The organism is Streptomyces sp. NBC_01474 (assembly GCF_035918215.1).
Classification (GTDB): Bacteria; Actinomycetota; Actinomycetes; order Streptomycetales; family Streptomycetaceae; genus Streptomyces; species Streptomyces aureus.
In genome coordinates, this window is sequence record NZ_CP109449.1 from 5,383,102 (window position 1) to 5,407,584 (window position 24,483).

Sequence of the window (24,483 nt, forward strand, 5' to 3'; positions counted from 1 at the left end):
GACGGGATCACCCCCGCAGAGCAGCGGCCCTGCCGCCCGTCTTCCCGGGCGGCAGGGCCCCCGACCCGGTCCGGCATCGGCGTTCGCCTCGCGTTACAGCGTCTTTCCGGTGACCGGGCCCACGCTCAGGCCGTCCCCGGAGGTGTCCACGCGGACCGTGTCCCCGTCGGTGACCTCGCCGGAGAGGATCTCCTTCGCGAGCCGGTCGCCAATCGCCGTCTGCACGAGGCGGCGCAGCGGCCGCGCGCCGTACGCGGGGTCGTTGCCCTCCTCGGCGAGCCAGGCCAGGGCGGCGTCGGAGACGTCCAGGGTGAGCCGGCGCTCGGCGAGCCGCTTCGCGAGCCTGCCGATCTGCAGCTTCGCGATCCGCTCCAGCTCCTCCTTGTTCAGCGCGGAGAAGACGACGAGGTCGTCGAGCCGGTTGAGGAACTCGGGCTTGAACGACGCCCGTACGACCTCCAGGACCTGCTGCTTCTTCTGCTCCTCACTCGTCGTCGGCTCCACCAGGCTGTGTCCGCTCAGGAACTGACTGCCGAGGTTCGAGGTGAGTACGAGGATCGTGTTGCGGAAGTCGACCGTGCGGCCCTGGCCGTCCGTGAGGCGGCCGTCGTCGAGCACCTGGAGCAGGACGTCGAAGACCTCCGGGTGCGCCTTCTCGACCTCGTCGAGCAGGACGACGCTGTACGGGCGCCTGCGCACCGCCTCGGTGAGCTGACCGCCCTCTTCGTACCCGACGTAGCCGGGAGGGGCGCCGACGAGACGCGCCACGGAGTGCTTCTCGCCGTACTCGCTCATGTCGATGCGGATCATGGCCCGCTCGTCGTCGAACAGGAAGTCGGCGAGCGCCTTGGCCAGTTCGGTCTTGCCGACGCCGGTCGGGCCGAGAAACAGGAAGGAACCGGTCGGCCGGTCGGGGTCGGCGATCCCGGCGCGGGTGCGGCGCACGGCGTCGGACACCGCCCGTACGGCCTCGGTCTGCCCGATCAGGCGCTTGCCGAGCTCGTCCTCCATGCGCAGCAGCTTCTGCGTCTCGCCCTCCAGGAGCCGCCCGGCAGGGATGCCGGTCCAGGCCGCCACCACGTCCGCGATGTCGTCCGGGCCGACCTCGTCCTTGACCATCGTGTCGGCCTTGGACGCCTCCTCCTCTTCCTCCGTGGCGGCCTCCAAGTCCCTTTCCAGGGTGGGGATCTCGCCGTAGAGGAGCATGGAGGCGGTGTCGAAGTCGCCGTCGCGCTGGGCACGCTCGGCCTGGCCGCGCAGCTCGTCGAGCTTCTCCTTCAGCTCACCGACGCGGTTGAGGGACTGCTTCTCCTTCTCCCAGCGGGCGGTGAGGCCGCGCAGCTCCTCCTCCTTGTCGGCGAGGTCGCGCCGCAGCTTCTCCAGGCGCTGCTTGCTGGCCGGATCCGTCTCCTTGGAGAGGGCCAGCTCCTCCATCTTCAGCCGGTCGACGGCGCGCTGGAGCTCGTCGATCTCGACGGGCGACGAGTCGATCTCCATACGCAGCCGGGACGCGGCCTCGTCCACGAGGTCGATGGCCTTGTCCGGCAGGAAGCGGGAGGTGATGTACCGGTCGGAGAGCGACGCGGCGGCGACGAGCGCGCTGTCGGCGATCTGGACCTTGTGGTGGGCCTCGTACCGGCCCTTGAGCCCGCGCAGGATCGCGATCGAGTCCTCGACCGTCGGCTCGGCGACCAGCACCTGCTGGAAGCGGCGCTCCAGGGCCGGGTCCTTCTCGATCCGCTCGCGGTACTCGTCGAGCGTGGTCGCGCCGACCATGCGCAGCTCGCCGCGCGCAAGCATCGGCTTCAGCATGTTGCCCGCGTCCATGGACGAGTCGCCGCCCGCGCCGGCCCCCACGACCGTGTGCAGCTCGTCGATGAACGTGATGACCTGCCCCTCGCTCTCCTTGATCTCGGAGAGGACGGTCTTGAGGCGCTCCTCGAACTCGCCGCGGTACTTCGCGCCGGCGACCATCGCGCCCAGGTCCAGCGAGACGAGCCGCTTGTCCTTGAGCGACTCCGGCACGTCCCCCTTCACGATGCGCTGGGCGAGCCCTTCGACGACGGCGGTCTTGCCGACGCCGGGCTCACCGATCAGGACGGGGTTGTTCTTCGTGCGGCGGGACAGCACCTGCACCACACGCCGGATCTCCTGATCGCGCCCGATGACGGGGTCGAGCTTGCCCTCGCGCGCGGCGGCGGTGAAATCGGTGCCGAACTTCTCCAGGGCCTTGTACTGGCCCTCGGGGTCGGGTGTGGTCACCCGGCGCCCTCCCCTGCTCTTCTCGAAGGCGGCGAGCAGCTTCTTGGCGCTCGCCCCCTGTTCCGTCAGTACGTCGGCGACAGTGCCGCCCTTCGCGGCGATGCCGATGAGCAGATGCTCGGTGGAGAGGTACTCGTCCCCGAGCTCCTTGGCGCGCTGCGCCGCGTCGGCGATGACCGCCAGCAGGTCCCGGTTCGGTCCGGGCGGCGCGACGGTCGAGCCGGTCACGCTGGGCAGTGCGCCGAGGACCCGCTCGGCCCCGGACCGCACGGCGGCCTGATCGGCCTCGACGGCCGTCAGCAGGTCCGTGATGTTCTCGTTCTCCTGGCCCTCGAGAAGCGCCAGGAGCAGATGCGCGGGAGTCAGATCCGCGTGCCCCGCGGACACAGCCCGACTGGTGGCCGCGTTGATCGCGTCCCGGCTCCGGTTCGTCAGCTCGGCGTCCACGTGCCCACTCTCCTCCTTGCGTCTGCCTCTCCAGCACACTGACCCTGTCAGCATACACAAAGTTGAGTCGATTCCACTCAAGGGCGTGAGCCGGGTGTCCCGGCGCGGGATATGTCCGTGACCGGGGATATCTTCCGGAGCATGGCCAAGCGGAGCGACCCCCTGAACCCCGACCCGACCTTCCTCGGCTTCTGGCGGGAACGGCACCTGTGCACGCTGACGACCCTGCGCCCCGACGGCACCCCGCACGTGGTGCCGGTCGGCGTCACGTACGACCCCGAGGCGGGTCTCGCTCGGGTGATCGCGAACAAATCGAGCGCGAAGGTGTTGCACGTGCTCGCGGGGGCGGGGACGGAGGAGGGCGGGGCCCGGGTCGCGGTCTGCCAGGTCGACGGCCGGCGCTGGGCGACCCTTGAGGGGCTCGCGGTGGTCCGTACGGAGCCGGACCGCGTCGCGGAGGCGGTACGCCGGTACGCGGAGCGCTACGAGCGCATGCCCGCGCCGAACCCGGACCGGGTCGCCATCGAGATCACACTGACGCGGGCGACGGGCAACGGGTCCCCGTCCTGACAGCCGCACAAAGCTGCAGCGGCGCCACCGTGTTCAGGTCCACGGTGGCGCCGCTGCGGGGGGGAAGCACCTGCGCGATCTACAACGACGGGGGAATCGCGTCAGGCACTGCGGGGGGTGGCTGAGGTGGTACGCGGAACTTCCGGTCCCGCCTCCCGGACCAGCTGGTGGTCACGCTGGTCGAGGTTGACGAAGACCATTCCGTATCTGATGGCACACCGCACCGGCTGCGGGGCGCCCCGAGGGCGGCGAAGACACCGGTAGGCCCGGATCTCCTCGTCGTCGAACTCGTCCCGCACGACGACGATCGGCTCGCCGAACAGGGTGACCATCAACGAATCGCCGCGATGGGGAATCGCCGTGGCGAGGTCGATGAAATGCCACCCGGACCGGTAGGCGGTCGCCATCTCACGGCGAAATGTTCTGTCGTCGGGCGGAGTGGTCATGCGGCCGCGTCCACGGGAGCGACACTCCAGGAAAGATCCGGAGGCGCGATGTTCTGACCGGCGGACACGTGAGTGGCGGGTGTGCCACTCCAGGAGAGGTCCTGGGTGCTGAGCACACCGAAAGCCAAACCGGCGGAGAAGGCAACAGCCATCACCGAGCGAAGCATTCTCTTGCACATAGTGGGCTTCGTCCTCACTTCCATGGCTTCTCTCCCCCGACTCACTAGACGATGGCTCATTCGGCCATCCAAACACCACAGGATCGATGCATCATGTTCCTGCACGTTCAGGACCCTGGGGGGTGGATCTATGACCACGAATGACGCACATCGGACACATCCTCATGCCACGACTGAACTGTGCGACGAGGGCAGGCGGCTGTACGCCAGTGCTCTGCGTTCTGGACGCATCGCCCGAAGCGAAGTGACGGCCGCTCCCTGCCTGATGGATTTCGCCCTTCTCCACCCAGACCCGGATGACGCCGGCTGGCTCCGCCCGGTTCCTCCCGCCGCCGCCCTGGCACAGCGCCTCCACCCCATCGAACGGGAAATCCAGGAGCGAAGAAGCCTGGCGGTCGAACTGACCGATTACTTCGAGCCATTCATGGCCATCAGTGCGCAGGATCTGCCCACCACACACGCCGTCACCGTGCTCGAAGGAATCAACAGGATCAATTCGGCCATCGAACTCGCCATCGCCGAGTGCCAGTCCGAGATCCTCACGGTCCAGCCCGGCGGCGGGCGCAGCGAACACTCCCTGACGGAGGCACTCGAGCGGGGCCAGGCGGTCATCGCGCGCGGCATCACCATGCGCACGCTCTACCAGCACACGGCCCGGCACAGTCAGGGAACTCTCGTCTACGCCGAGCACATGGCCAAGGGCAACGTGGAGATACGCACCCTCGAGGAACTCATAGAGCGGCTGATGGTCTTCGACCGGACCGTCGCGTTCATACCGGTCCCCGGAGAGCATCCGGTCGCCCTGGAACTTCGCCATCCGGGTCTCGTCGAATACCTGGCCAAGGTCTTCGAGCAACTGTGGCGCCGCGCGGTCCCCCTCCTGGAGGAGACCCCCTACGCGCCCCCGACCGACGGCATCACCGGGGTCCAGCGGTCGATCGCCAAGCTGCTGATCGAAGGCCACGTGGACGAGGCCATCGCCCGCCGCCTGGGCATGAACGTACGCACCTGCAGAGCCCACATCGCCAAGCTCGCGGCCGCGCTCGGCAGCGGAAGCCGTGCACAACTCGGCTTTCTCATAGCGCAGTCTGGAATCCTCGACCAGGATCACTGAATGTCGACCGAGGAGAGCCACACGTGACTGCCGAGGCCCACACTCACGGAGCCGAGGAGTTGTGCGCCGCCGGTACGGCGCTCTACTCCCGGGCCCTGCGCGAGGGCCGCGTGAAGGACGAGGACGCCGCGGCCGTTCCGTGCCTCCTCGACATCGGGCTGCTGCGCGCGGATCCGGACGACTCCCGGTGGCAGCGCCCCGTGCCGCCCTCCGTGGCCCTGCCGGGACTGCTGGGGGGTATCGAGGACGAGATCGCGCACCAGCGGCACCGAGAGGCGAAACTGGCCAAGGCGTTCGCACCGCTCATGGCGCTCGACGCCGAGCGGGCGTCCTTCCAGAACTCGCCGATGATCCATGTGCTGTTGGGGTCCCAGCGGATCAACGACGCGATCGGCGAAGCCAGCGCGGTCGCCACCCAGGAGCTCCTCACCATCCAGCCCGGTGGCGGGCGCCCTCCCGCCGGCCTTGCCGCGGCCCGCCCGATCGAGCAGGAACTCCTGGCCCGGGGATGCCGGATGCGCACCCTCTACCAGCACACCTCGCGGCATTCCCCCGCCGTGCTGGCCCACTACGAACAGCTGCGCGGCGACGTGGCGGTCCGCACCCTCGACGAGGTCACCGAGCGCCTCGTCCTGCTCGACCGGACCGTCGCGTTCATCCCGGCCAACACGGACCGCACCGTGGCCCTGGAGATACGCCACCCCGCCCTCATCTCCTACCTCATGACGACGTTCGAGCGGCTGTGGCGGCTGGCCACACCCATGTTCCCCGTCGCCGCGCGGCAGCCCCCGGCGAAGGACGGCGTCACCTCCCGCCAGCTCACCATCGCCGCCCTCCTCATCGAGGGTCACACCGACGCCGTCATCGCCGAACGCCTCGGCATGAACATTCGCACGGTCCGCGTCCACATCGCGAAACTCGCCAGCACGCTCGGCAGCGACAGCCGGGCCCAACTGGGCTATCTCATCGGCCAGTCCGGGATGCTGGAGCCGGACCGCTGACCTCCGTCAAAGGCTCCGGCCGCCCTCGAACGGGCGAAGTGGATCTCCGTACAACCAACCCCCGCCCCCGCAGGTCCAACTCCCGTCCGCCCGTACCTCGGCACAGGGAGAAGAACGACACATGCAGGCAGTTCAGGCCCATCGGGCCCCCGGTCGCAGACTCGCACTGACGCGCCGCCGCATACCGCTCGCCCTGGTCACCGGCGCCGTCCTCGCCCTCGGATCCATCGCGCCCGCGAGCGCCGACGAGCCGGAGACGGACGCGCTCTGGATCGCGGCGCCGTACGACCTCGTGCTGCCCGCCGCCGCGGCCGACGGCAGCGCGACGGCGAACACGATCGACGTCAAAATCGGGCACGACAACACGCACAACTCCGTGACGGGCGGCCGGCTCACCGTCGACGCGTCCGAGCTGGCGGGCGTGGCCGACGTGACCTGGCCCGCCACCTGCACCCCGGCCGCCGACCAGGCCACCGCGACCTGCGACTTCGGCTCCCTGGACAGCGGCGGCCAGTACGTGGGCGTCGCCGGGATCGGCCTGCGGGCCGCCGCGGGCGCACCCGCCGACGCCACCGGCACCCTGCACTTCACCGCCACCGCGGACAGCTCGTTCGGCCCGCTCACCGGCTACCCCGCCGACACCGCGATCAGCCTCGGAGACGGCCCCGACCTCGGCGTCAGCCAGCTCCCGTACCGCACCGGCGTGCGGCCCGGCACCGACCTCGCGCAGCCGATCCGGCTGACCAACCACGGCAACCGCGCCGCCGACCGCACCCTCCTCACCCTCTTCGCCTCGCACGGCCTGGACCTCTCGCAGCGCTTCGGCAACTGCACCTATCTCGACGACGACGCGACGGCCAACCAGTCCGGCACCACCGCCGTCTGCGTGCTCGACCAGCCCGTCGAGCCGGGCCAGGAGTACGACCTGTCGGCGGCCGGCGCGGTCCGTGCGACGAGCGCAGCGCTGTACGAACGGTTCGACTACTCGGTCGACCCGTACTCGGACGAGGCGTACCAGCAGGCCCTCGCCGGGCGGCCGTTCGTGCAGGGGACGGGGGACGACCTCGTCCCTGCCGCCGTTCCCGCGGCCCGCGCGCTGAGCGCCGCGGCCGAGCCCGACCTGAACACCGGCGACAACTACCGCTCCACGCAGATCACCGCCGACAACAAGGCCGACCTCGTCGCCGTCGCGCGCGACATCACTTCCGTCACGCCCGGTGACACGGTCAAGGCCCGAGTCGGGGTGAAGAACCGCGGCCCGGCGTGGGTGGCCTCGCTCGGTGCCGGCGAACCCGTCGCCACGATCGACGTGCGCCTCCCGGAGGGCACGACCGTCACCCGCAAGCCCGCCGGCTGTGACGAGACGGGCCCCGGCCTGTACACGTGCCGGACGCCGATCCTGCTCTGGGAGAAGGCCCGTTCGACATTCGACTTCACCCTGCGCGTCGACCGCGTCGTGGACGGCGGCGCGAAGGGTTCGGTCGCTACGCGCAACGACAACCCGGATCTGCGCATCTCGGCCTTCGACCCTCGCCTGGCCAACAACACGGCCGAGTTCACGATCTCCGGCAGCTGATCCGACACGGCGCCCCGGACCGAGGGGCGCCGTGCCGTCCGCCGGCCTACTTCAGCCCGATCCGCGCACAGTCCGCCGCGTACTTCGCCGAGCAGATGTCCCCGACCTTGTAGATCCCGTCCTTGACCACCGTCGACTTGATGTTGCTCTGGGTCATCGGGACGACCTGGACCAGGAGCGAGGGGACGTTGGGGGTGGTGGGGCTGTCGACGCGGTCCTTCGCGAGCGCGTCGAACTCGATGCCACGCTGCTGCGCGATGAGGACCGCCATCTGCGCGGCGGTGGAGGCCTCTTCGGGATACGGCTTGTAGACCGTCATGTACTGGTCGCCCGTCACGATGCGCTGCACGGCGGCGAGTTCGGCGTCCTGGCCGGTCACCGGCGGGAGGTGGGTGACACCGGCGGCCTTGAGCGCGGTGATGATGCCGCCCGCCATGCCGTCGTTCGCGGAGTAGACACCGGCGATGTTCTGCGCGCCGATGGCCTCGATCGCGAGCGCCATGTTGGCCCGCGCGTTCTCCGGCTTCCAGTCCTTGGTGTCGTACGACTTCGAGATCGTCACCTGGTCCTTGAGCTCGGCGAGGGCGCCGTCCTTGTAGAGCGCGGCGTTCGGGTCGGTGACCGAGCCGTTCATCATGACGATCCGGCTGTTCTTGGACGCCTTGCTACCCAGGGCCTTGAGGAGCGCCATGCCCTGCACATGGCCGACCTGGTCGCTGTCGAACGACACATAGCCGTCGACGGGGCCCTCGGCCAGGCGGTCGTAGGCGATGACGGGGATGCCCGCGTCCTTGGCCTTCTTGACCGATCCCGCGATGGACCGGGAGTCGACCGCGTCGAGGATCAGTACGTCGACCCGGTCGGCGATCATCTGGTCGACCTGTCTCTCCTGGCGCTTCGCGTTCTGTTCCGCGTTGGCGTAGAGGACCCGGCCCTTGCCGCTGGTGAGGTCCTCGACTTCCTTCTTGATGTGCGGATAGTCGAACTTCTCGTAGCGCGCGGTCTCCTTCTCCGGCAGGAGCACGCCTATCTTCAGGTCCATGTTCTGCCGGGCGGACGCCTTGCCCGCGGAGTCGCTCTCCGGCTCGAGCCAGCTGCTGCCGCACCCGCTGAGGGCCACGGCCATGGCGGACGCCACACCGACAAGAGCGGCGCGCTTCGTACGCGGATTCACTTTCTCTACCTCCCTGAAGTGACCGCGTCGTTGCGGCCGAGGTGGCTGGAAGCCAACTCCGCCCAACACGCAGCGTCAAGAGGTGAATCCCTAACGAGACGGAAACAGGTCGATGCGTTCCAGTGGTGAATTCAGACGTACTCCGGGTAACCCCAGACGCCGCACAGGCCACAGGGCTTCTACCGCGCCAGGTCCGCCGTCACCGTGAGCAAACTCACGGGTTGAACACATACCCTCCGCGTCTCGTCCCGGCCCCCTCCCCAGGACCTTCACGACTCCCGCGCCCTGTCTCCGGCGGCTCGTCCGCGCCGGTCAGGAGCTCTTCAGGACGACCAGGTCGCCTTCGGCCGACGTGAGCCGGCAGCCCGGACAGCAGCCTGGTTCCGGACCCCGGTGGGCGTGGTCACAGGTAGCGCAGTTCTGGAGCGTGCTCCCGGGAAACCGCGGCCCGGAGTGCTCGCCACGGTGATCGCCCCGGCAGCCGCGGCCTTCACGGCGTGCGCGCCGCGGTTCGCCGGCCGTGATCGCGTCGCGGGTGATGCCGGCCGGGAACGGCGGGTCGACGGCGCGCGGCCCGCGTCCTCCCTCACCCCGTCATCCCGCCCTCCCGAGGCGTACAACCCCGAGACCCCCTCGCATGTCTTGATCGTCATGACATCCGCCAGACCCATCGCAGCCGCGACCGTGATAGCAGCCACCGCGGGCGGGCTGCTCTGCGCCGTCGCCCCGGCTGCCGACGCCGCAGCGGTCACCTGCGCCTCGCCCGTCTTCAAGCGGGAGTTCTTCGCCAACACCAGCTTCTCCGGTACGCCGAAGAGGACGGACTGCGACTCGAAGATCGACCAGGACTGGGGCACCGGCGCTCCCGCTTCCGGCCTGCCCACGAACAGCTTCGGCGTGCGCTGGAGCGTGACACGCGACTTCGGCTCGGGCGGGCCCTTCTCCTTCGCCGCCGCCACGCGGGACGGCATCCGCGTGTATGTCGACGGCGTCCGCAAGGTCGACGTGTGGAAGAACGTCTCCACGACCCAGAGCAAGACCGTGAATGTCACCGTCCCCTCCGGCAGACACACGCTCCGCGTCGACTTCGTCAACTGGACCGGCGCCGCGAACGTCACGTTCGCCTACACGCCCCGCACCTCTGCATCGGTCGACGGTACGGCCCCGCGCACGCCGTCCGGGACGAAAGTCGCCTACAGCACCGACACCAGGAAAACCGCGGTGAGTTGGGGCAAGAACGTGGAGATGGACCTGGGCGGGTACCGCGTGTACCGACGTCCTGCCGCCTCCACCACCTGGACGAACATCAGCGGAGACCTCACCGCCACCAGCACCGCCTACAGCGACACCCCACCCGCCGACGGCACGAAGTACTTCTACCGCGTCCGGGCCATCGACAAGGCAGCCAACCGCTCCGCCGCCACCACCGAGCAGGGCATCACCACCGTCGACAAGCTCGCACCGGGCGCTCCCGGCGGCCTGAAGGCCACGCGGATCGAGGGCGGCGCCGTCAGGGTGGACTGGCAGACGGCCACCGGCGCCGCCGCCTACCAGGTGCTCCGCTCGGCCACGGCGGGCGGGACGTACACCGCCGTGTCCGATTGGCTGACCGACCCGTCCTTCCGCGACACGCCCTCCTTCGCCACCACACACCGCTGGTACTACCGGGTCGTCGCGCGCGACGCCGCAGGCAATGTCTCCGCCCCGTCCGCCACCGCCGACACGGGCGCTCCCGACAGCACCCCGCCCGATCAGGTGCAGGGCGTCACCGCGGACGCCACCACGGCGGGCAACAGCGTCAGCTGGCAGGCGGGCACGGACGACACCGCGCACTACGAGGTATGGGTGACGACGCCGGAGGGCACCGACCCCGCCGGGCCTCGAATCGTTCTCGGCACCTCATACCTGGACGCCACGGCGGCAGTCGGCGTCCACACCGAGTACCGGGTGTACGCGGTCGACACCGATGGGAACATCTCCCCGGCCTCGGAGCCGACGACGGCCGTGCGCCCGGCGGCCTCCGCACTGGCCGCGCCCGGCACCCCGACCGCACTCCCGCTGGACAGCGCGACCCGACTGTCCTGGCCGTCGGCCGACAGCATCGACTACCGCGTGTACCGCCGCACGGACCCGAACGGGGCCTGGACCCTGCTGACCCCGCGGCCGGTCACCGCCCTGGTCTTCGACGACACGACGGCCCCGGCGGGCGACTCCTGGTACTACGTGACCACCGTCGACCGAGACGGCGTCGACTCAGCTCCGTCGGACACCGCCGCGCTGCAGCGCCGGACCCCGGCCACCCCGGACGCGCCCGCGGCCCCGGCCTTGACCCTGTCCGCGCCGTTCACGGAGTGCACCGTGAACGACTGCGCTGGGCACGGCTACGGACAGGACGTCACTGTCACGGCGACACCCGCGGCGCAGCCGGGCCATGTGGCGGTCGGCTACCGATGGGTGGTCAGCGGTCCGGACGGGTTCGTGAAGAACACCACCGGCCCCGCACTGACGTGGCGCGCGACCGCCATCGGCCCCTACACGGTGCAGGCCGAGACGAGTGACGCGTACGGGCGCTACGGACGGCCCGCGACCATCACCTTCAAGGTCGGCTGAGAGCCAAGGCACGACGGGGCCCCGGAAGTCGACACCTCCGGGGCCCCTCGCGACGCCAGGGCCAGGACCCGGGCCGCGCTCAGGCCCTCGGCCAACGCCGAACCATCGCCTCCACCACGCTCAGAGCGCCTGGGACCTGGGCGGCCGGCGAGGGATTGGGTGGGCGTCCCCTTCCGGCAGATCATGCTCAGGCCCCGCTCTCCCGGCGTGGCCGAACAGGTGCTCGCGCCGGCCGCTGGCGGCGCTGACGCCCTGCGCCGCACTCGTGGTGGCACTGTGGCGGACGGCAGGACGGTAGGCGCACACGAAGGGGCCCGGAGGTGACAGCCTCCGGGCCCCTTCACGTATGTACACAGGTCAGTCGCACATAGGTCAGTCCTGCGGCCGCTTCGGCCGCCACACGACCAGCGCGCTCGTCTGCTGGACCTCCTGGTACGGGACCAGGTCCCGCCGGTAGGAGGCGTGGACGGCCGCCTCGCGCTGCTGCATCGCGGCGGCCGCGCCCTCCACCGCGGAGGACAGCTCGGCCACCCGGGCCTGCAGCGCAGCGACCTGGTTCTCCAGTTCGATGATGCGCTTGATGCCCGCGAGGTTGATGCCCTCGTCCTGCGACAGCTGCTGCACCTGGCGGAGCAGTTCGATGTCGCGGGCCGAGTAGCGCCTGCCGCGCCCGGCCGTACGGTCCGGGGAGACCAGGCCGAGACGGTCGTACTGGCGCAGGGTCTGCGGATGCAGCCCGCTGAGCTGGGCGGCCACCGAGATGACATAGACCGGAGTCTCGTCGGTCAGCTCATAGGCCCTGCCAACAAAGGAACTCTGTCGTCGACGGCCGTCCATACGCTCATGCTCCCTTCGCGGCCTGGAACAGTTCTGCCCGCGGATCGCTGTCCGCAGTCGCCTTCCGGTACGCCTCGAGGGCGTCCTTCGCGGTGTCGGTCAGATCCGTGGGGACCGAGACTTCCACCGTGACGAGCAGATCGCCACGGGTGCCGTCCTTGCGGACAGCGCCCTTGCCGCGGGCCCGCATCGTCCGCCCGTTCGGCGTGCCCGGGGGCAGCTTGAGCGTGACCGGGGGCCCGCCGAGCGTGGGGACCTTGACCTCGCCCCCGAGCACGGCCTCCGGATAGCTGACCGGCACGGTGACCGTGAGGTTGTCGCCCTTGCGGCCGAAGACCGGGTGGGAGTCCACGTGCACGACCACGTACAGGTCGCCCGCGGGGCCGCCGCGCTCGCCCGGCGCGCCCTTGCCGCGCAGCCGGATGCGCTGGTTGTCCGAGACGCCGGCCGGGATGCGGACCTGCATCGTCCGGGAGGACTTCGCACGGCCCGAGCCCTTGCAGACCTCACAGGGTGTCTCCGCGATCAGGCCGCGGCCCTTGCAGTCCACGCACGGGTCGGTCAGCGAGAAACCGCCGCCGCCACCGCGCGAGACCTGGCCCGTGCCGACGCAGGTCGGGCACACGCGCGGTGTGCCGTTCTTGTCGCCGGTGCCGGAACAGGCCTTGCAGGGCGCCTGCGACGACATGCGCAGCGGCACCGTCGCCCCGTCGACCGCCTCGGTGAAACTGAGTGTGACCTCGGACTCGATGTCCTGGCCGCGGCGCGGCTGCGTGCGCGTGCCGGTGCCCGCGCCGCCCCGGTTGAACAGGCCGCCGAAGACGTCCCCGAGTCCGCCGCCGAACCCGCCGGCACCCCCTGCCGTACCGCCCTGGGGGCCGCCTCCGAAGAGGTCGCCCAGGTCGAAGTTGAAGGTGCCGCCGCCCGCCCCGCCCGGCCCCGGACGGAATCCGCCGTTGCCGAACAGGGCGCGCGCCTCGTCGTACTCCTTGCGCTTCTTGGGGTCGCCGAGGACGTCGTTCGCCTCGGAGATCTCCTTGAAGCGCTCCTCCGCCTTGAGGTTGCCCTTGTTGGCGTCGGGGTGGTTCTCACGGGCGAGCTTGCGGTACGCCTTCTTGATCTCGGCGTCGGTGGCGTCCTTGGGGACGCCGAGGACCTTGTAGTAGTCCTTCTCGATGAAGTCCTTCGTGCTCATCCTCGACGTCCCTCCTCTCGCTGCTTACTGACGTCAGCCCTCGTCCGGGCCACCGCTCTCCTTGTCGTCGGCGGCAGCCGATTCCCCGCCCTTGGAGGACTCGCCCTTGGCCGGCTGGGCCCCGGGCTGCGGCTCGGCCACCGCCACCCGCGCGGGGCGGATGGTGCGCTCGCCGATCCGGTAGCCCGGCTGCAGGATCGCGACGCAGGTCGTCTCGGTGACGTCCGGCGCGTACGAGTGCATCAGGGCCTCGTGGATCGTCGGGTCGAAGGGCTCGCCCTCCTTGCCGAACTGCTGGAGCCCCATCTTGGCGGCGACCACCTCGAGCGACTCGGCGACCGACTTGAAGCCGCCGACCAGCTCTCCGTGCTCACGGGCACGGCCGATGTCGTCGAGTACGGGGAGCAGTTCGGTCAGGAGGCCCGCGACCGCGACCTCCTTGACCGTGACCCGGTCCCGCTCCACGCGGCGACGGTAGTTCTGGTACTCGGCCTGGAGCCGCTGGAGGTCCGCGGTGCGCTCACCGAGCGCCATGCGTACCTGGTCCAGCTGGGCCGTCAGGCCTACGTTCTGAACCGCCGAAGCGGCTCCTGCTGCTGCGTCCCCGGCCGGGGCCGCCCCCTCGCCCTTGTCGGGCGAGGGAGCGGCCTTCGGCTCGGCGTCGTCGGGGGTGGCGCCGGAGGGGACGTCAGGCTCGTCGCTCTCGCTGAAGCCCGGGGTCTCCTCCGTCACGCGGCACCGTCCTTACGGTCCTCGTCGACGATCTCGGCGTCGACGACGTCGTCGTCAGCGGCCTTCTGCCCGTCACCCGGGGCACCGGCCTCGGGACCGCCCGCGGCCTGCGCGCCCTGGGCGTCGGCGTACATGGCCTGGCCCAGCTTCTGCGAGACGGCGGCGACCTTCTCGGTGGCGGTGCGGATCTCGGCCGTGTCCTCGCCCTTGAGCTTCTCCTTCAGCTCGGTGAGCGACTCCTCGACCTCGGTCTTGACCTCGCCCGGGACCTTGTCCTCGTTGTCCTTGAGGAACTTCTCCGTCTGGTAGACGAGCTGCTCGCCCTGGTTGCGCGTCTCGGCGGCCTCGCGGCGACGGTGGTCCTCGTCCGCGTACTGCTCGGCCTCCTGGCGCATCCGGTCGACCTCGTCCTTCGGCAGCGAGGAGCCGCCGGTGACGGTCATCTTCTGCTCCTTGCCCGTGCCCAGGTCCTTCGCGGTCACGTGCATGATGCCGTTGGCGTCGATGTCGAAGGCGACCTCGATCTGCGGGACACCACGCGGGGCCGGCGGCAGACCGGTGAGCTCGAACATCCCGAGCTTCTTGTTGTACGCCGCGATCTCGCGCTCGCCCTGGTAGACCTGGATCTGCACGGACGGCTGGTTGTCCTCGGCCGTCGTGAAGATCTCGGAACGCTTGGTCGGGATCGTGGTGTTGCGCTCGATGAGCTTCGTCATGATCCCTCCCTTGGTCTCGATGCCGAGGGACAGCGGGGTCACGTCGAGGAGCAGGACGTCCTTGACCTCACCCTTGAGGACACCGGCCTGCAGGGCGGCGCCGATGGCGACGACCTCGTCCGGGTTCACGCCCTTGTTGGCGTCCTGGCCGCCGGTCAGCTCCTTGACGAGCTCCGCGACGGCGGGCATACGGGTCGAGCCACCGACGAGAACGACGTGGTCGATCTCGGAGAGCTGGATGCCCGCGTCCTTGATGACGTTGTGGAACGGCGTCTTGCAGCGCTCCAGAAGGTCGGACGTGAGCTGCTGGAACTGGGCGCGCGTGAGCTTCTCGTCCAGGTGCAGCGGGCCCTCGGCGGACGCCGTGATGTAGGGCAGGTTGATCGTGGTCTCGGTCGAGGACGAGAGCTCGATCTTCGCCTTCTCGGCGGCCTCGCGCAGGCGCTGGAGCGCCATCTTGTCCTTGGACAGGTCCACGCCGTGGCCGTTGTTGAACTGCTTGACCAGGTAGTCGACGACGCGCTGGTCCCAGTCGTCACCACCGAGGTGGTTGTCGCCGTTCGTGGCCTTCACCTCGACGACGCCGTCGCCGATCTCGAGGAGCGACACGTCGAAGGTGCCGCCACCGAGGTCGAAGACGAGGATGGTCTGGTCGTCCTTGTCGAGACCGTAGGCCAGGGCGGCGGCCGTCGGCTCGTTGACGATGCGCAGGACGTTCAGACCGGCGATCTCGCCGGCCTCCTTCGTCGCCTGGCGCTCGGAGTCGTTGAAGTACGCCGGGACGGTGATGACCGCGTCCGCGACCTTCTCGCCCAGGTACGCCTCGGCGTCGCGCTTCAGCTTCTGCAGGATGAAGGCGCTCATCTGCTGCGGGTTGAAGCTCTTGCCGTCGATCTCGATCTTCCAGTCAGTGCCCATGTGGCGCTTGACCGAACGGATCGTCCTGTCGACGTTGGTGACCGCCTGGCGCTTCGCGACCTCTCCGACGAGCACCTCACCGTTCTTGGCGAAGGCGACGACGGACGGCGTGGTCCTGGCGCCTTCGGCGTTGGTGATGACGGTGGGCTCGCCGCCTTCGAGAACGCTGACGACGGAGTTAGTCGTGCCCAGGTCGATGCCGACCGCACGTGCCATTTCAATTCCTCCAGCATGACTACTTGAGTGGATCTGGCTCAAGGATGCATGACGACCGCTGTTCGGTCAACAGAGCTGAGTCGAGCAGACTCAACTTTTATGTGGCCCTTATGGGCAGCCAGGGCATCTGCGCTGGTCAGCCGCTATGCCGGAGCCTTCGTCACTATCGTGCGACGTCCACCACAGCGGTCCGTACGGGCCGCTGACCGCGCCGCCGCACCCCGTAGACCGGCACCCGCAGCAGCCCGGCGACCGACCCGGCCGCCGCGCAGACCGGCCACAGCGCGCCCAGCGGGCCCAGCGTCCCGTCGTGCAGCAGGAGCGCGGTCACCGCACCGGCCAGCGACGCGACACCGAGCACCACCGCCACGCCCGTCGGGGTGAGGCCGAGCCGGCGGAGCCGGTGGGCGATGTGGTCCGCGCCGCCCTGGAGCAGAGGCCGCCCCGCGCGCCGCCGCGACACCGCCACCAGGGCCGCGTCCGCGGTCACCACGACCGTCACGGCGAACAGCGAGCCCGCGCCGGGGAGCGCCTCGGCGCCCGCGTTCACCAGGACCGCCGCGGACGCCAGGAGGAAGCCCGTGAACAGGGCCCCGCAGCCCCCCAGGTGCATCCGAGCGGGGTACCAGTTGTGCATGAGGAACCCGGTGAGCGCCGCCGCGAGCACCCCGAGGACCGCGGCGAGCGGGCCGAGCCCTCCGGCGGCGGCGCAGGCGCTCAGGCCGAGCGCGGTCACGACGGCGACGGTGCCGAGCACGCCGTCCGAGGTGTCGATGAGCCGACAGGCGTTGGTGACGAAGACCATCCACAGGACGGCCAACGCGCCGACGAGAAAGCCCAGTTGAGCGGCGTGCACGACGAAGGTCGCCGCCCCCGCCTCGACGACGACGCGGGCCCGCGCCCCCACCGGGCGCACGTCGTCGAGGAACCCGAGCGCGGCGACGGCCCCGGCCGCGATCAGCAGCGTGAGCGTGCCGGAGTCGAGCGGGGCCAGCCCGGTCGAGGCTCCGACGGTGGTGACGGCGGCCGTCACTGTGGCGACGGCGGCGCCCCCCAGGCGCGGCGTCCGCCGCCCCGTGCGGCCGATCCGCCGGACGGTGAATCCGGTGCGCAGGGCGACGATTCGCAGCAGGGCGGTGAGGGCGGAGGCCACCAGCAGGGCGGTCGCGGCGGCGGCGATCCCGTAGGACACGGCGGACGTCCCGTCAGCTCGGTTTGCGGTATCGGGGTGACACCGGAGGGGCACGCCCGGCCGGAGACCTTCATAAGCTAGTCGCTTATGTCGCAATATGGGGTGAATAACACGATCCGCTTTCGCTGTCGACCCAGGGTGGCCTCAGCGACGCAGATCACCGCCCGGCTGGCTACAGTGCGGCCACACAAGTGGGTAGTCTCAGCATGGACTGAAATAAGTTACCGCTTAGTAATCGCTGAATATCCACCCTCGCAGGCCCGAGGAGCCCCCGAATGCAACTCGCCGCGATCATCGTGTCGCTGGTCCTGATCGTGGTCGGCGTCGCACTGTTCGTCCGAGCCATCGCGCAGATCTACCGCTTCATGCGGCTCGGCCAGAACGTCCCCGCCGGCACCCGCACCGACGAACCCGTACAGCGCACCGTGACGGTGGCCAAGGAGTTCCTCGGCCACACCCGGATGAACCGCTGGGGCATCGTAGGTGTGGCGCACTGGTTCGTGGCGGTGGGCTTCTTCTCGCTGCTGCTGACGATCGTGAACGCCATCGGCCAGCTCTTCCAGGCCGACTGGCTGCTCCCGATCATCGGTGAATGGGCCCCGTACAACGTCTTCGTCGAGTTCCTCGGCACGATGACGGCCCTCGGGATCCTGACGCTGATCGTCATCCGGCAGCTGAACCGGCCGGACCGGCCGGGGCGCAAGTCCCGCTTCGCCGGCTCGAACACCGGCCAGGCGTACTTCGTCGAGGCCGTCATCCTCATCGTCGGCATCTGCATCTTCACGCTGCACGCCCTGGAGGGCGCCCAGCACCATGTGGACGCTTACGAGGCCTCGTTCTTCGTCTCGTACCCGGTCGTCTCCTGGTTCCGCGGCATGGACGTCTCCACGCTGCAGAACCTCACGTACTTCTTCGCCGGGCTGAAGATCGCGACCTCCTTCATCTGGATGATCACGGTCGCCCTGAAGACCGACATGGGTGTCGCCTGGCACCGCTTCCTCGCGTTCCCGAACATCTGGTTCAAGCGTGAGGCGGACGGCGGTACGGCGCTCGGCGCGCTGCAGCCGATGACCAGCGGTGGCAAGGAGATCGACTTCGAGGACCCGGGCGAGGACGACGTCTTCGGTGTCAGCCAGGTCGAGCAGTTCTCCTGGAAGGGTCTGCTGGACTTCTCCACCTGCACCGAGTGCGGGCGTTGCCAGTCGCAGTGCCCCGCGTGGAACACCGGCAAGCCGCTCTCGCCGAAGCTCCTGATCATGTCGCTGCGCGACCACGCGCACGCCAAGGCCCCCTACCTGCTCGCCGGTGGCGGCAAGTCGATGGAGGGCGAGGAGAAGGCGAGTGCCGAGCAGCTGGCGGATGTTCCGGCCGCGGCTCTCGCGGAGGCCGAGCGGCCGCTGATCGGCACCCTCGAAGAGAACGGCGTCATCGACCCGGACGTCCTGTGGTCCTGCACCACCTGCGGCGCCTGCGTCGAGCAGTGCCCGGTGGACATCGAGCACATCGACCACATCGTCGACATGCGCCGCTACCAGGTGATGATCGAGTCCGCGTTCCCGTCCGAGGCGGGCACGATGCTCAAGAACCTGGAGAAGAAGGGCAACCCCTGGGGCCTGGCGAAGAAGCAGCGCCTGGAGTGGCTCAAGGAGCTCGACTTCGAGGTCCCGGTCGTCGGCAAGGACATCGAGGACCTCACCGAGGTCGAGTACCTCTACTGGGTCGGCTGCGCCGGCTCGCTGGAGGACCGCGCGAAGAAGACCACCAAGGCCTTCGCGGAGCTGCTCCACATGGCGGGCGTCAAGTTCGCGATCATGGGCGGCGACGAGAAGTGCACCGGTGACTCCGCGCGCCGCCTCGGCAACGAGCCGCTGTTCCAGCAGCTCGGCCAGGAGAACGTCATGGCGCTGAACATGGCGTTCGGCGAGGAACTCGACGACGACGGCAAGGTCGTCGCCGAGTCGGCGAAGCCGAAGTCCGCGAAGAAGATCGTCGCGACCTGCCCGCACTGCCTCAACACCATCGGCAACGAGTACCCGCAGCTCGGCGGCGATTACGAAGTAATCCACCACACCCAGCTGCTGCAGCACCTCATCGACGAGGGCAAGCTCATCCCCGTCACCCCGGTCGAGGGTCTGATCACCTACCACGACCCGTGCTACCTGGGCCGTCACAACAAGATCTACACGCCCCCGCGTCAGATCATGGACGCCGTCCCGGGCCTGCGCCAGCAGGAGATGCACCGCCACAAGGAACGCGGCTTCTGCTGCGGCGCCGGCGGCGCGCGGATGTGGATGGAGGAGCGGATCGGCAAGCGCATCAACAACGAACGTGTCGACGAGGCACTGTCGCTGAACCCCGACATCGTCTCCACCGCCTGCCCGTTCTGCCTCGTCATGCTGACCGACTCCGTCAACGGCAAGAAGAACGACGGCCAGGCCAAGGAGTCCGTCACGGTCGTCGACGTGGCCCAGCTGCTCCTCGACTCCGTGAAGACGCCGGTCGACCCGGCGGGTTCGGAGGAGACCGAGGACGCGCCGGAACCGGAACCGGTGAAGTAGCGGTTCCGTAGTTCCTTAGCGACGTACGCGGAGGGGCTGACCGGGGAGACCCGGTCGGCCCCTTCGGCGTTCGCGGGGGGCGTCCACAGGACACAGGAGGGGCGTTTACGGGACAAGGGCCGCGCTCCCTGACCGAACCGGCAGGCCCCGGCCCTACCCCCTCCCTCACCCCAACGGCATCATGAACGGGTCAAGTGGCACATGAGGCGGGCGGGGTCAGAAGCGATGGTGGGCATACGGGGCGGCCGCAGCGCCGCGATACGCGGGGCGGCGGCGGGGTGCACCCTGCTCATGGCCGCCGCTGTCACCGGCTGCGGTGGCGACGACAAGCCCGCCGCCAAGCACCGCCCCGCGGCGATGGCCGGGAAGTCCGGCGCCGCACTCCCCGTCCCGCGCGGCCGCGGCAGCAAGGTGCCGGACGACTTCAATGGCGACGGCGCCCCCGACCTCGTACTCGACGACCTCGTGCACGACGGGCTCGGGGACGACGCCGGGATCGGGATCGTGTACGGGAAGAAGGGGCACGGACTCGTGCCCGGGGCACGGCAGTTGCTGCGACCGACGAAGTACGCGGCACCCACCAAGGGCGAGACTCCCGCCGCGTTCGACTCCGAGGCGAGCTGCGACCTGGACAAGGACGGCTTCACCGATCTGGTCGTGTCGACGGATCCGCCCTTCGACGGGCAGGGGCAGCCGCCGGTGCCGCTGCAGATCCTCTTCGGCGGCCCGGGCGGGCTCACCCACCGGGGCGTGAAACTCGTCGTGCCCGCGCAGGCCCGGTTCGGCAACGACTGGCCGGACCAGCCGGTGTGCGGCGACTTCGACGGGGACGGCTCGGTCGACCTCACGGTTCACGCGAGCGGCGGGCGGCTGAGCTTCCTGCGCGGCCCCTTCACCCGCAAGGGCGCCCCGCGCGCGGCCGGGAAACCACTGACCGCGCCCGGCAACGTACCCGTGGGCCCCGCCTTCGACGTCGACCGCGACGGGTACGACGACCTGCTCGTGCGCCGTACCTCCGGCGGCTCGTCACCGTCCCGGATCGTGCTGGGCGGCCCGCAGGGACCGGCCCGTTCCGGTGCCGCGCTGCCGTCCGGCCTCGGCCTCGCCGTCGGCCGTTTCACCAAGGGCGCCGGCGCGGACACCGCACTGCTCACGGCCTCCGGGGTCACCCTCTCCCGGCCGGGCGCCCCCGCCCTCAAGGCCACCGGAACGGCCATCACCACGGGTGACTTCGACGGGGACGGCGTGGCCGAACTCGTCGTGTCCGGCGGCGCGTCGAAGGCCCCGAAGATCCTGCCCGCGAACGGCAGAGCGGCCGTGACCGTCACTCCCGAGGCCGCCGGCACCACCCAGGTCCTTCAGGCGACCGACCTCGACGGCGACGGACGCGCCGACCTCGTGGTCCGCACGTACCGCGGCGAGAGCACGGACACGATCGCCGTGTACCCCGGGGTCAAGGGCGGTTCGCTCCTGACCAGGAAGCCCCAAGTCACCTTCTCCACAGCTGAGTTCTGAGAGCCGGCGTCCACCCCGGCACCCGCATCCGCCGTTCACCGCACGGCCACCCGGACACAACCATCCCCTCACCTCACGAGTCACACCCCCGGAACCCTTCCCCCCATTTCCCGGGAGTGCTTCTCGTGCGCATGCGCAAGCTCGTCATCGCCGCAGGTGCCGCCGTCGTCGCGGCGGCCGGACTCACCCTGCCGCTCGCCGGAACCGCCTCCGCGGCCACCACGCTCAACGACGACTTCAACGGCGACGGCTACCGCGACCTGGCCGTCGGCACCCCGGGCGCGAACACCGTCACGGTCACGTTCGGCTCCGCGAGCGGCGTGAGCCCGTCCCGCTCCGTGACCGTCAGCCAGAGCACGGCCAAAGTGCCCGGAGTCACCGAGCCGGAGGACGAGTTCGGCGAGAACGTCACCTCGGGCGACGTGGACGACGACGGCTACGCCGACCTGATCGTCGGCGCGCCCGGCGAGCGGGTCACCGGCAACACCACGGGCTCCGTCACCATCGTCTGGGGCGGCCCCAGGGCCTTCGACCGGGGCGCCAAGGTCCTCAACTCCCCCACGACCGACACCGAACGCTTCGGTGAGGCCGCCTCCTTCGTCGACATCGACGACGACGGATCCGCCAACCTCGCCGTGATCAGCTCCGACAGCTGGTGGTACTACGCGGAGAGCGCGGACCCGACCCGCGCCATCGCGCCCGAGGTCGACTTCCTGCCCGAGGGCGTCCGCCTGGAGGGCATGGAGGCGGCCACGTTCCTCTCCAAGGACGGCTACACGTACGTCCTCTACGGGGAGCGCGCCGACGGCAAGCCCTACACCGTGTACATGAAGGGCGGCGTCGGCGACATCGGCTACTACTCGGGCGTACTCGCCGAGGGCGCCGACCCGCGCGCCACCCGGGAAGCGGTCGCGGCCGCCGACGTGAACGGCGACGGCTACACGGACCTCGTCACCGGCAACGCCGCCGCGAACTCGGTCACCGTGCGCTACGGCGGGCAGGGCTCCTTCGGGGCCACGAAGACGTACACGCAGGACTCCGCGGGCGTGCCCGGCGCCGACGAGCCGGAGGACCGCTTCGGCGCCGCCGTGAGCGCCGGCGACCTCGACCACGACGGGTACGCGGACGTCGCCGTGGGCGCGCCCGGTGAGAGCGTCGGCACGGTCACAGGGACGGGCAGCGTCACCGTCCTCAAGGGCGGCACCGGCGGGCTCGGCGCGGGCCGTGCCTACCACCAGGACACGGCCGGGGTGCCCGGCGTCCCGGAGGCGGGCGACCACTTCGGCTCGTCCCTGCGCTTCAAGGACATCAACAAGAACAGCCGGGCCGACCTGGCGATCGGCGCGAACGGCGAGGACATCGGCACCTCGGCCGACGCGGGCGCCGTCTGGGTCCTGCGCGGCGCGGTCCCGTATGTCACCACGTCGTACGCCACGTCCTTCAACGGCGCGGACTTCGGGACGGCGACGAGCGGAGCGGGGCGCGCCTTCGGGACGGTCCTGCGCTGAACCGCCCCCGGGAACACCGAAAACCCGGGCGGCCGGAAATAACTGTGAACCACATACAACCCTCCGGCCCCACTACGAGTCTCCTGTTCGCCAACCGCAGGGCCACGCCCGGGACAACTCCCGGCAAACGCCCGCGGAACGCACCCCATTGACTGCGGATGCCCGCCAGGCATCCCCGCATGCTGCAGGAGAATCCCGCATGCACAAGCACATACGTATCGCCCTCGCCTCAGCCGCCGCGGTCGCGCTGACGGGCGGACTGCTCTCACTCTCCACGGGCTCGGCCCTCGCGGCCGACTCCGTCCACCACCACGAGGCCGACTTCAACGGCGACCACATCGGGGACGTCGCGTTCTCCGCCGGCTGGGCGACGGTCGGCGGCAAGAAGGGCGCCGGCCAGTTCGTCGCCCTGTACGGCTCCGCGAACGGCCTGAACGCCGCCACCCGCAAGACCGTCAGCCAGAACACGACGGGCGTCCCCGGCACCGCCGAGACCAACGACGGCTTCGGCTGGGTCAGCGCGTACGGCGACTTCAACGACGACGGCTACGACGACCTGGCCGCGTCCGCGCGCTACGAGGACGTGGACGGCGACACCGACGGCGGCACCGTCATGATCATGTGGGGCTCCCCGTCGGGCCTCACCGGCGGCACGACGATCGCGGACCCCGCCGTCTCCTCCCACGACCAGTGGGGCAAGACGCTCGCCGCCGGCGACTTCGACGGCGACGGCAAGGACGACCTCGCGGTCGGCTCCACGGCCGCCACGGTCTACGTCTACAAGGGCGGCATCGCCAAGACCGGTACCGCGGGCGGCCGTTACACGCTCAAGCCCCCGATCCAGTCCGGCAGCGGCACCGGCCCGCTCACCCTCACCGCGGGTGACGTGAACGGCGACGGCGCCACCGACCTCGTGGTCGACGGCTTCGAGACGAACACCAGCGACGGCTGGAACACCAACTACTACATCCCCGGCAGCGCGTCCGGCCTCGTCGCCTCGTCGGCGCAGACGCTGAAGCCCGGCGTCATCACCGACATCGGCGACGTGAACGGCGACGGCTTCGGCGACATCGTGACCGGCCAGGAGTGGGACGAGCCCACGGACGGGTCCCCGGACCCGACCGAGTCGACCGACGGCGGCAAGGTCAACATCACGTACGGCTCGGCGAGCGGCCCCGCCACCACCACCGCCATCAGCCAGGACACCGGCAACGTGCCCGGCGGCTCCGAGCGCGGCGACGACTTCGGCGGCGAGCTGTCCCTCGGCGACATCAACGGCGACAACTACCAGGACCTGGTCGTCGGCGCCCCCGGCGAGAACCTGGGCGGCGTCACCGACACCGGTTCCGTGACGGTCCTCTACGGCTCGGCGAACGGCATCAACACGCAGTCCGGCGGCCAGTTCTTCGCCCAGTCCACGGCCGGCGTCCCCGGCTCGGACGAGACGAAGGACTACTTCGGCAACGAGGTCAAGCTCACCGACGTCACCGGCGACGGCAAGGCCGACCTGACGATCGGCGCGTACGGCGAGAACAGCGGCAACGGCGCGCTGACCTACCTCCCGTCGAACGGCACGAAGATCACCACGACGGGATCTCGCTCCCTCTCGGCAACGTCGGTGGGCGTCTCCACGGACGCGTACCCGGAGCTGGGCGGAAACGCGGCGAACTGACGTCGCCTTAGCTCCAGTTGGGCCCGCACCTCTTCGGTGCGGGCC

17 protein-coding genes are annotated in these 24,483 nt (G+C 70.0%); 9 read left to right on the forward strand and 8 right to left on the reverse strand.

The window, feature by feature from the left end; genetic code table 11:
* Positions 1–93: 93 nt before the first annotated feature.
* On the reverse strand, positions 94–2,709 hold the full coding sequence (gene clpB, locus OG758_RS24710; protein WP_326711970.1) for an ATP-dependent chaperone ClpB: 2,616 nt from the start codon (positions 2,707–2,709) through the stop codon (positions 94–96).
* 141 nt (positions 2,710–2,850) lie between these two features.
* On the opposite strand from clpB, the gene OG758_RS24715 reads away from it, so the two are divergent.
* Entirely contained in the window at positions 2,851–3,279 is a 429-nt protein-coding gene (locus tag OG758_RS24715) for a pyridoxamine 5'-phosphate oxidase family protein (protein ID WP_326711971.1), read from the forward strand.
* Positions 3,280–3,380: 101 nt separating this feature from the next.
* Here the strand turns inward: OG758_RS24715 and OG758_RS24720 are convergent, their stop codons facing one another.
* The gene (locus OG758_RS24720) at positions 3,381–3,725 is read right to left on the reverse strand and encodes a hypothetical protein (RefSeq protein WP_326711972.1); all 345 of its coding nucleotides are present in this window, start codon (positions 3,723–3,725) and stop codon (positions 3,381–3,383) included.
* 309 nt (positions 3,726–4,034) lie between these two features.
* Here OG758_RS24720 and OG758_RS24725 point away from each other — a divergent pair, with 309 nt between their 5' ends.
* The 3 genes from OG758_RS24725 (at position 4,035) to OG758_RS24735 (ending at position 7,595) form a co-directional block, all read left to right on the forward strand.
* Positions 4,035–5,018 carry a helix-turn-helix transcriptional regulator gene (locus OG758_RS24725; RefSeq protein WP_266672633.1) on the forward strand — a complete coding sequence of 328 codons (984 nt, stop codon included), beginning with the start codon at positions 4,035–4,037 and terminating at the stop codon, positions 5,016–5,018.
* A gap of 23 nt (positions 5,019–5,041) precedes the next feature.
* Positions 5,042–6,019, forward strand: coding sequence for a helix-turn-helix transcriptional regulator (locus OG758_RS24730; protein ID WP_326711973.1), 978 nt, complete (start codon positions 5,042–5,044; stop codon positions 6,017–6,019).
* A gap of 121 nt (positions 6,020–6,140) precedes the next feature.
* Complete coding sequence (locus tag OG758_RS24735; protein WP_326711974.1) at positions 6,141–7,595, forward strand: hypothetical protein; 1,455 nt, start codon at positions 6,141–6,143, stop codon at positions 7,593–7,595.
* Positions 7,596–7,641: 46 nt separating this feature from the next.
* On the opposite strand, the gene OG758_RS24740 is transcribed toward OG758_RS24735, so the two are convergent.
* Positions 7,642–8,769: a sugar ABC transporter substrate-binding protein gene (locus OG758_RS24740; RefSeq protein ID WP_326711975.1), complete on the reverse strand. Its 1,128-nt coding sequence runs from the start codon at positions 8,767–8,769 to the stop codon at positions 7,642–7,644.
* A gap of 651 nt (positions 8,770–9,420) precedes the next feature.
* Between OG758_RS24740 and OG758_RS24745 the strand changes: the two genes are divergently transcribed.
* Complete coding sequence (locus tag OG758_RS24745; protein ID WP_326711976.1) at positions 9,421–11,379, forward strand: PA14 domain-containing protein; 1,959 nt, start codon at positions 9,421–9,423, stop codon at positions 11,377–11,379.
* Between the two features lie 372 nt (positions 11,380–11,751).
* Here OG758_RS24745 and OG758_RS24750 read toward each other — a convergent pair whose 3' ends face one another.
* The 5 genes from OG758_RS24750 to OG758_RS24770 form a co-directional block, all read right to left on the reverse strand.
* Positions 11,752–12,216 (reverse strand): heat shock protein transcriptional repressor HspR, encoded by a 465-nt coding sequence (locus OG758_RS24750; protein ID WP_326711977.1) that lies wholly within the window; start codon positions 12,214–12,216, stop codon positions 11,752–11,754.
* Between the two features lie 4 nt (positions 12,217–12,220).
* The gene (gene dnaJ / locus OG758_RS24755; protein ID WP_326711978.1) at positions 12,221–13,411 is read right to left on the reverse strand and encodes a molecular chaperone DnaJ; all 1,191 of its coding nucleotides are present in this window, start codon (positions 13,409–13,411) and stop codon (positions 12,221–12,223) included.
* A 33-nt stretch (positions 13,412–13,444) separates the two neighbouring features.
* Entirely contained in the window at positions 13,445–14,143 is a 699-nt protein-coding gene (gene grpE, locus OG758_RS24760; RefSeq protein WP_326711979.1) for a nucleotide exchange factor GrpE, read from the reverse strand.
* Positions 14,140–15,993 carry a molecular chaperone DnaK gene (gene dnaK / locus OG758_RS24765; RefSeq protein WP_116511850.1) on the reverse strand — a complete coding sequence of 618 codons (1,854 nt, stop codon included), beginning with the start codon at positions 15,991–15,993 and terminating at the stop codon, positions 14,140–14,142. Before dnaK ends, grpE begins: the two co-directional genes overlap by 4 nt.
* Before the next feature lie 163 nt (positions 15,994–16,156).
* Positions 16,157–17,185 carry an MraY family glycosyltransferase gene (locus OG758_RS24770; RefSeq protein WP_326711980.1) on the reverse strand — a complete coding sequence of 343 codons (1,029 nt, stop codon included), beginning with the start codon at positions 17,183–17,185 and terminating at the stop codon, positions 16,157–16,159.
* A gap of 275 nt (positions 17,186–17,460) precedes the next feature.
* Between OG758_RS24770 and OG758_RS24775 the strand changes: the two genes are divergently transcribed.
* The 4 genes from OG758_RS24775 (at position 17,461) to OG758_RS24790 (ending at position 24,438) form a co-directional block, all read left to right on the forward strand.
* Positions 17,461–19,743 (forward strand): (Fe-S)-binding protein, encoded by a 2,283-nt coding sequence (locus OG758_RS24775; protein WP_326711981.1) that lies wholly within the window; start codon positions 17,461–17,463, stop codon positions 19,741–19,743.
* 225 nt (positions 19,744–19,968) lie between these two features.
* Positions 19,969–21,258 carry an FG-GAP repeat domain-containing protein gene (locus OG758_RS24780; protein WP_326711982.1) on the forward strand — a complete coding sequence of 430 codons (1,290 nt, stop codon included), beginning with the start codon at positions 19,969–19,971 and terminating at the stop codon, positions 21,256–21,258.
* Positions 21,259–21,389: 131 nt separating this feature from the next.
* Positions 21,390–22,766: an FG-GAP repeat protein gene (locus OG758_RS24785; protein WP_326716023.1), complete on the forward strand. Its 1,377-nt coding sequence runs from the start codon at positions 21,390–21,392 to the stop codon at positions 22,764–22,766.
* A gap of 199 nt (positions 22,767–22,965) precedes the next feature.
* Positions 22,966–24,438 carry an FG-GAP repeat protein gene (locus OG758_RS24790; RefSeq protein WP_326711983.1) on the forward strand — a complete coding sequence of 491 codons (1,473 nt, stop codon included), beginning with the start codon at positions 22,966–22,968 and terminating at the stop codon, positions 24,436–24,438.
* Positions 24,439–24,483: the final 45 nt, after the last annotated feature.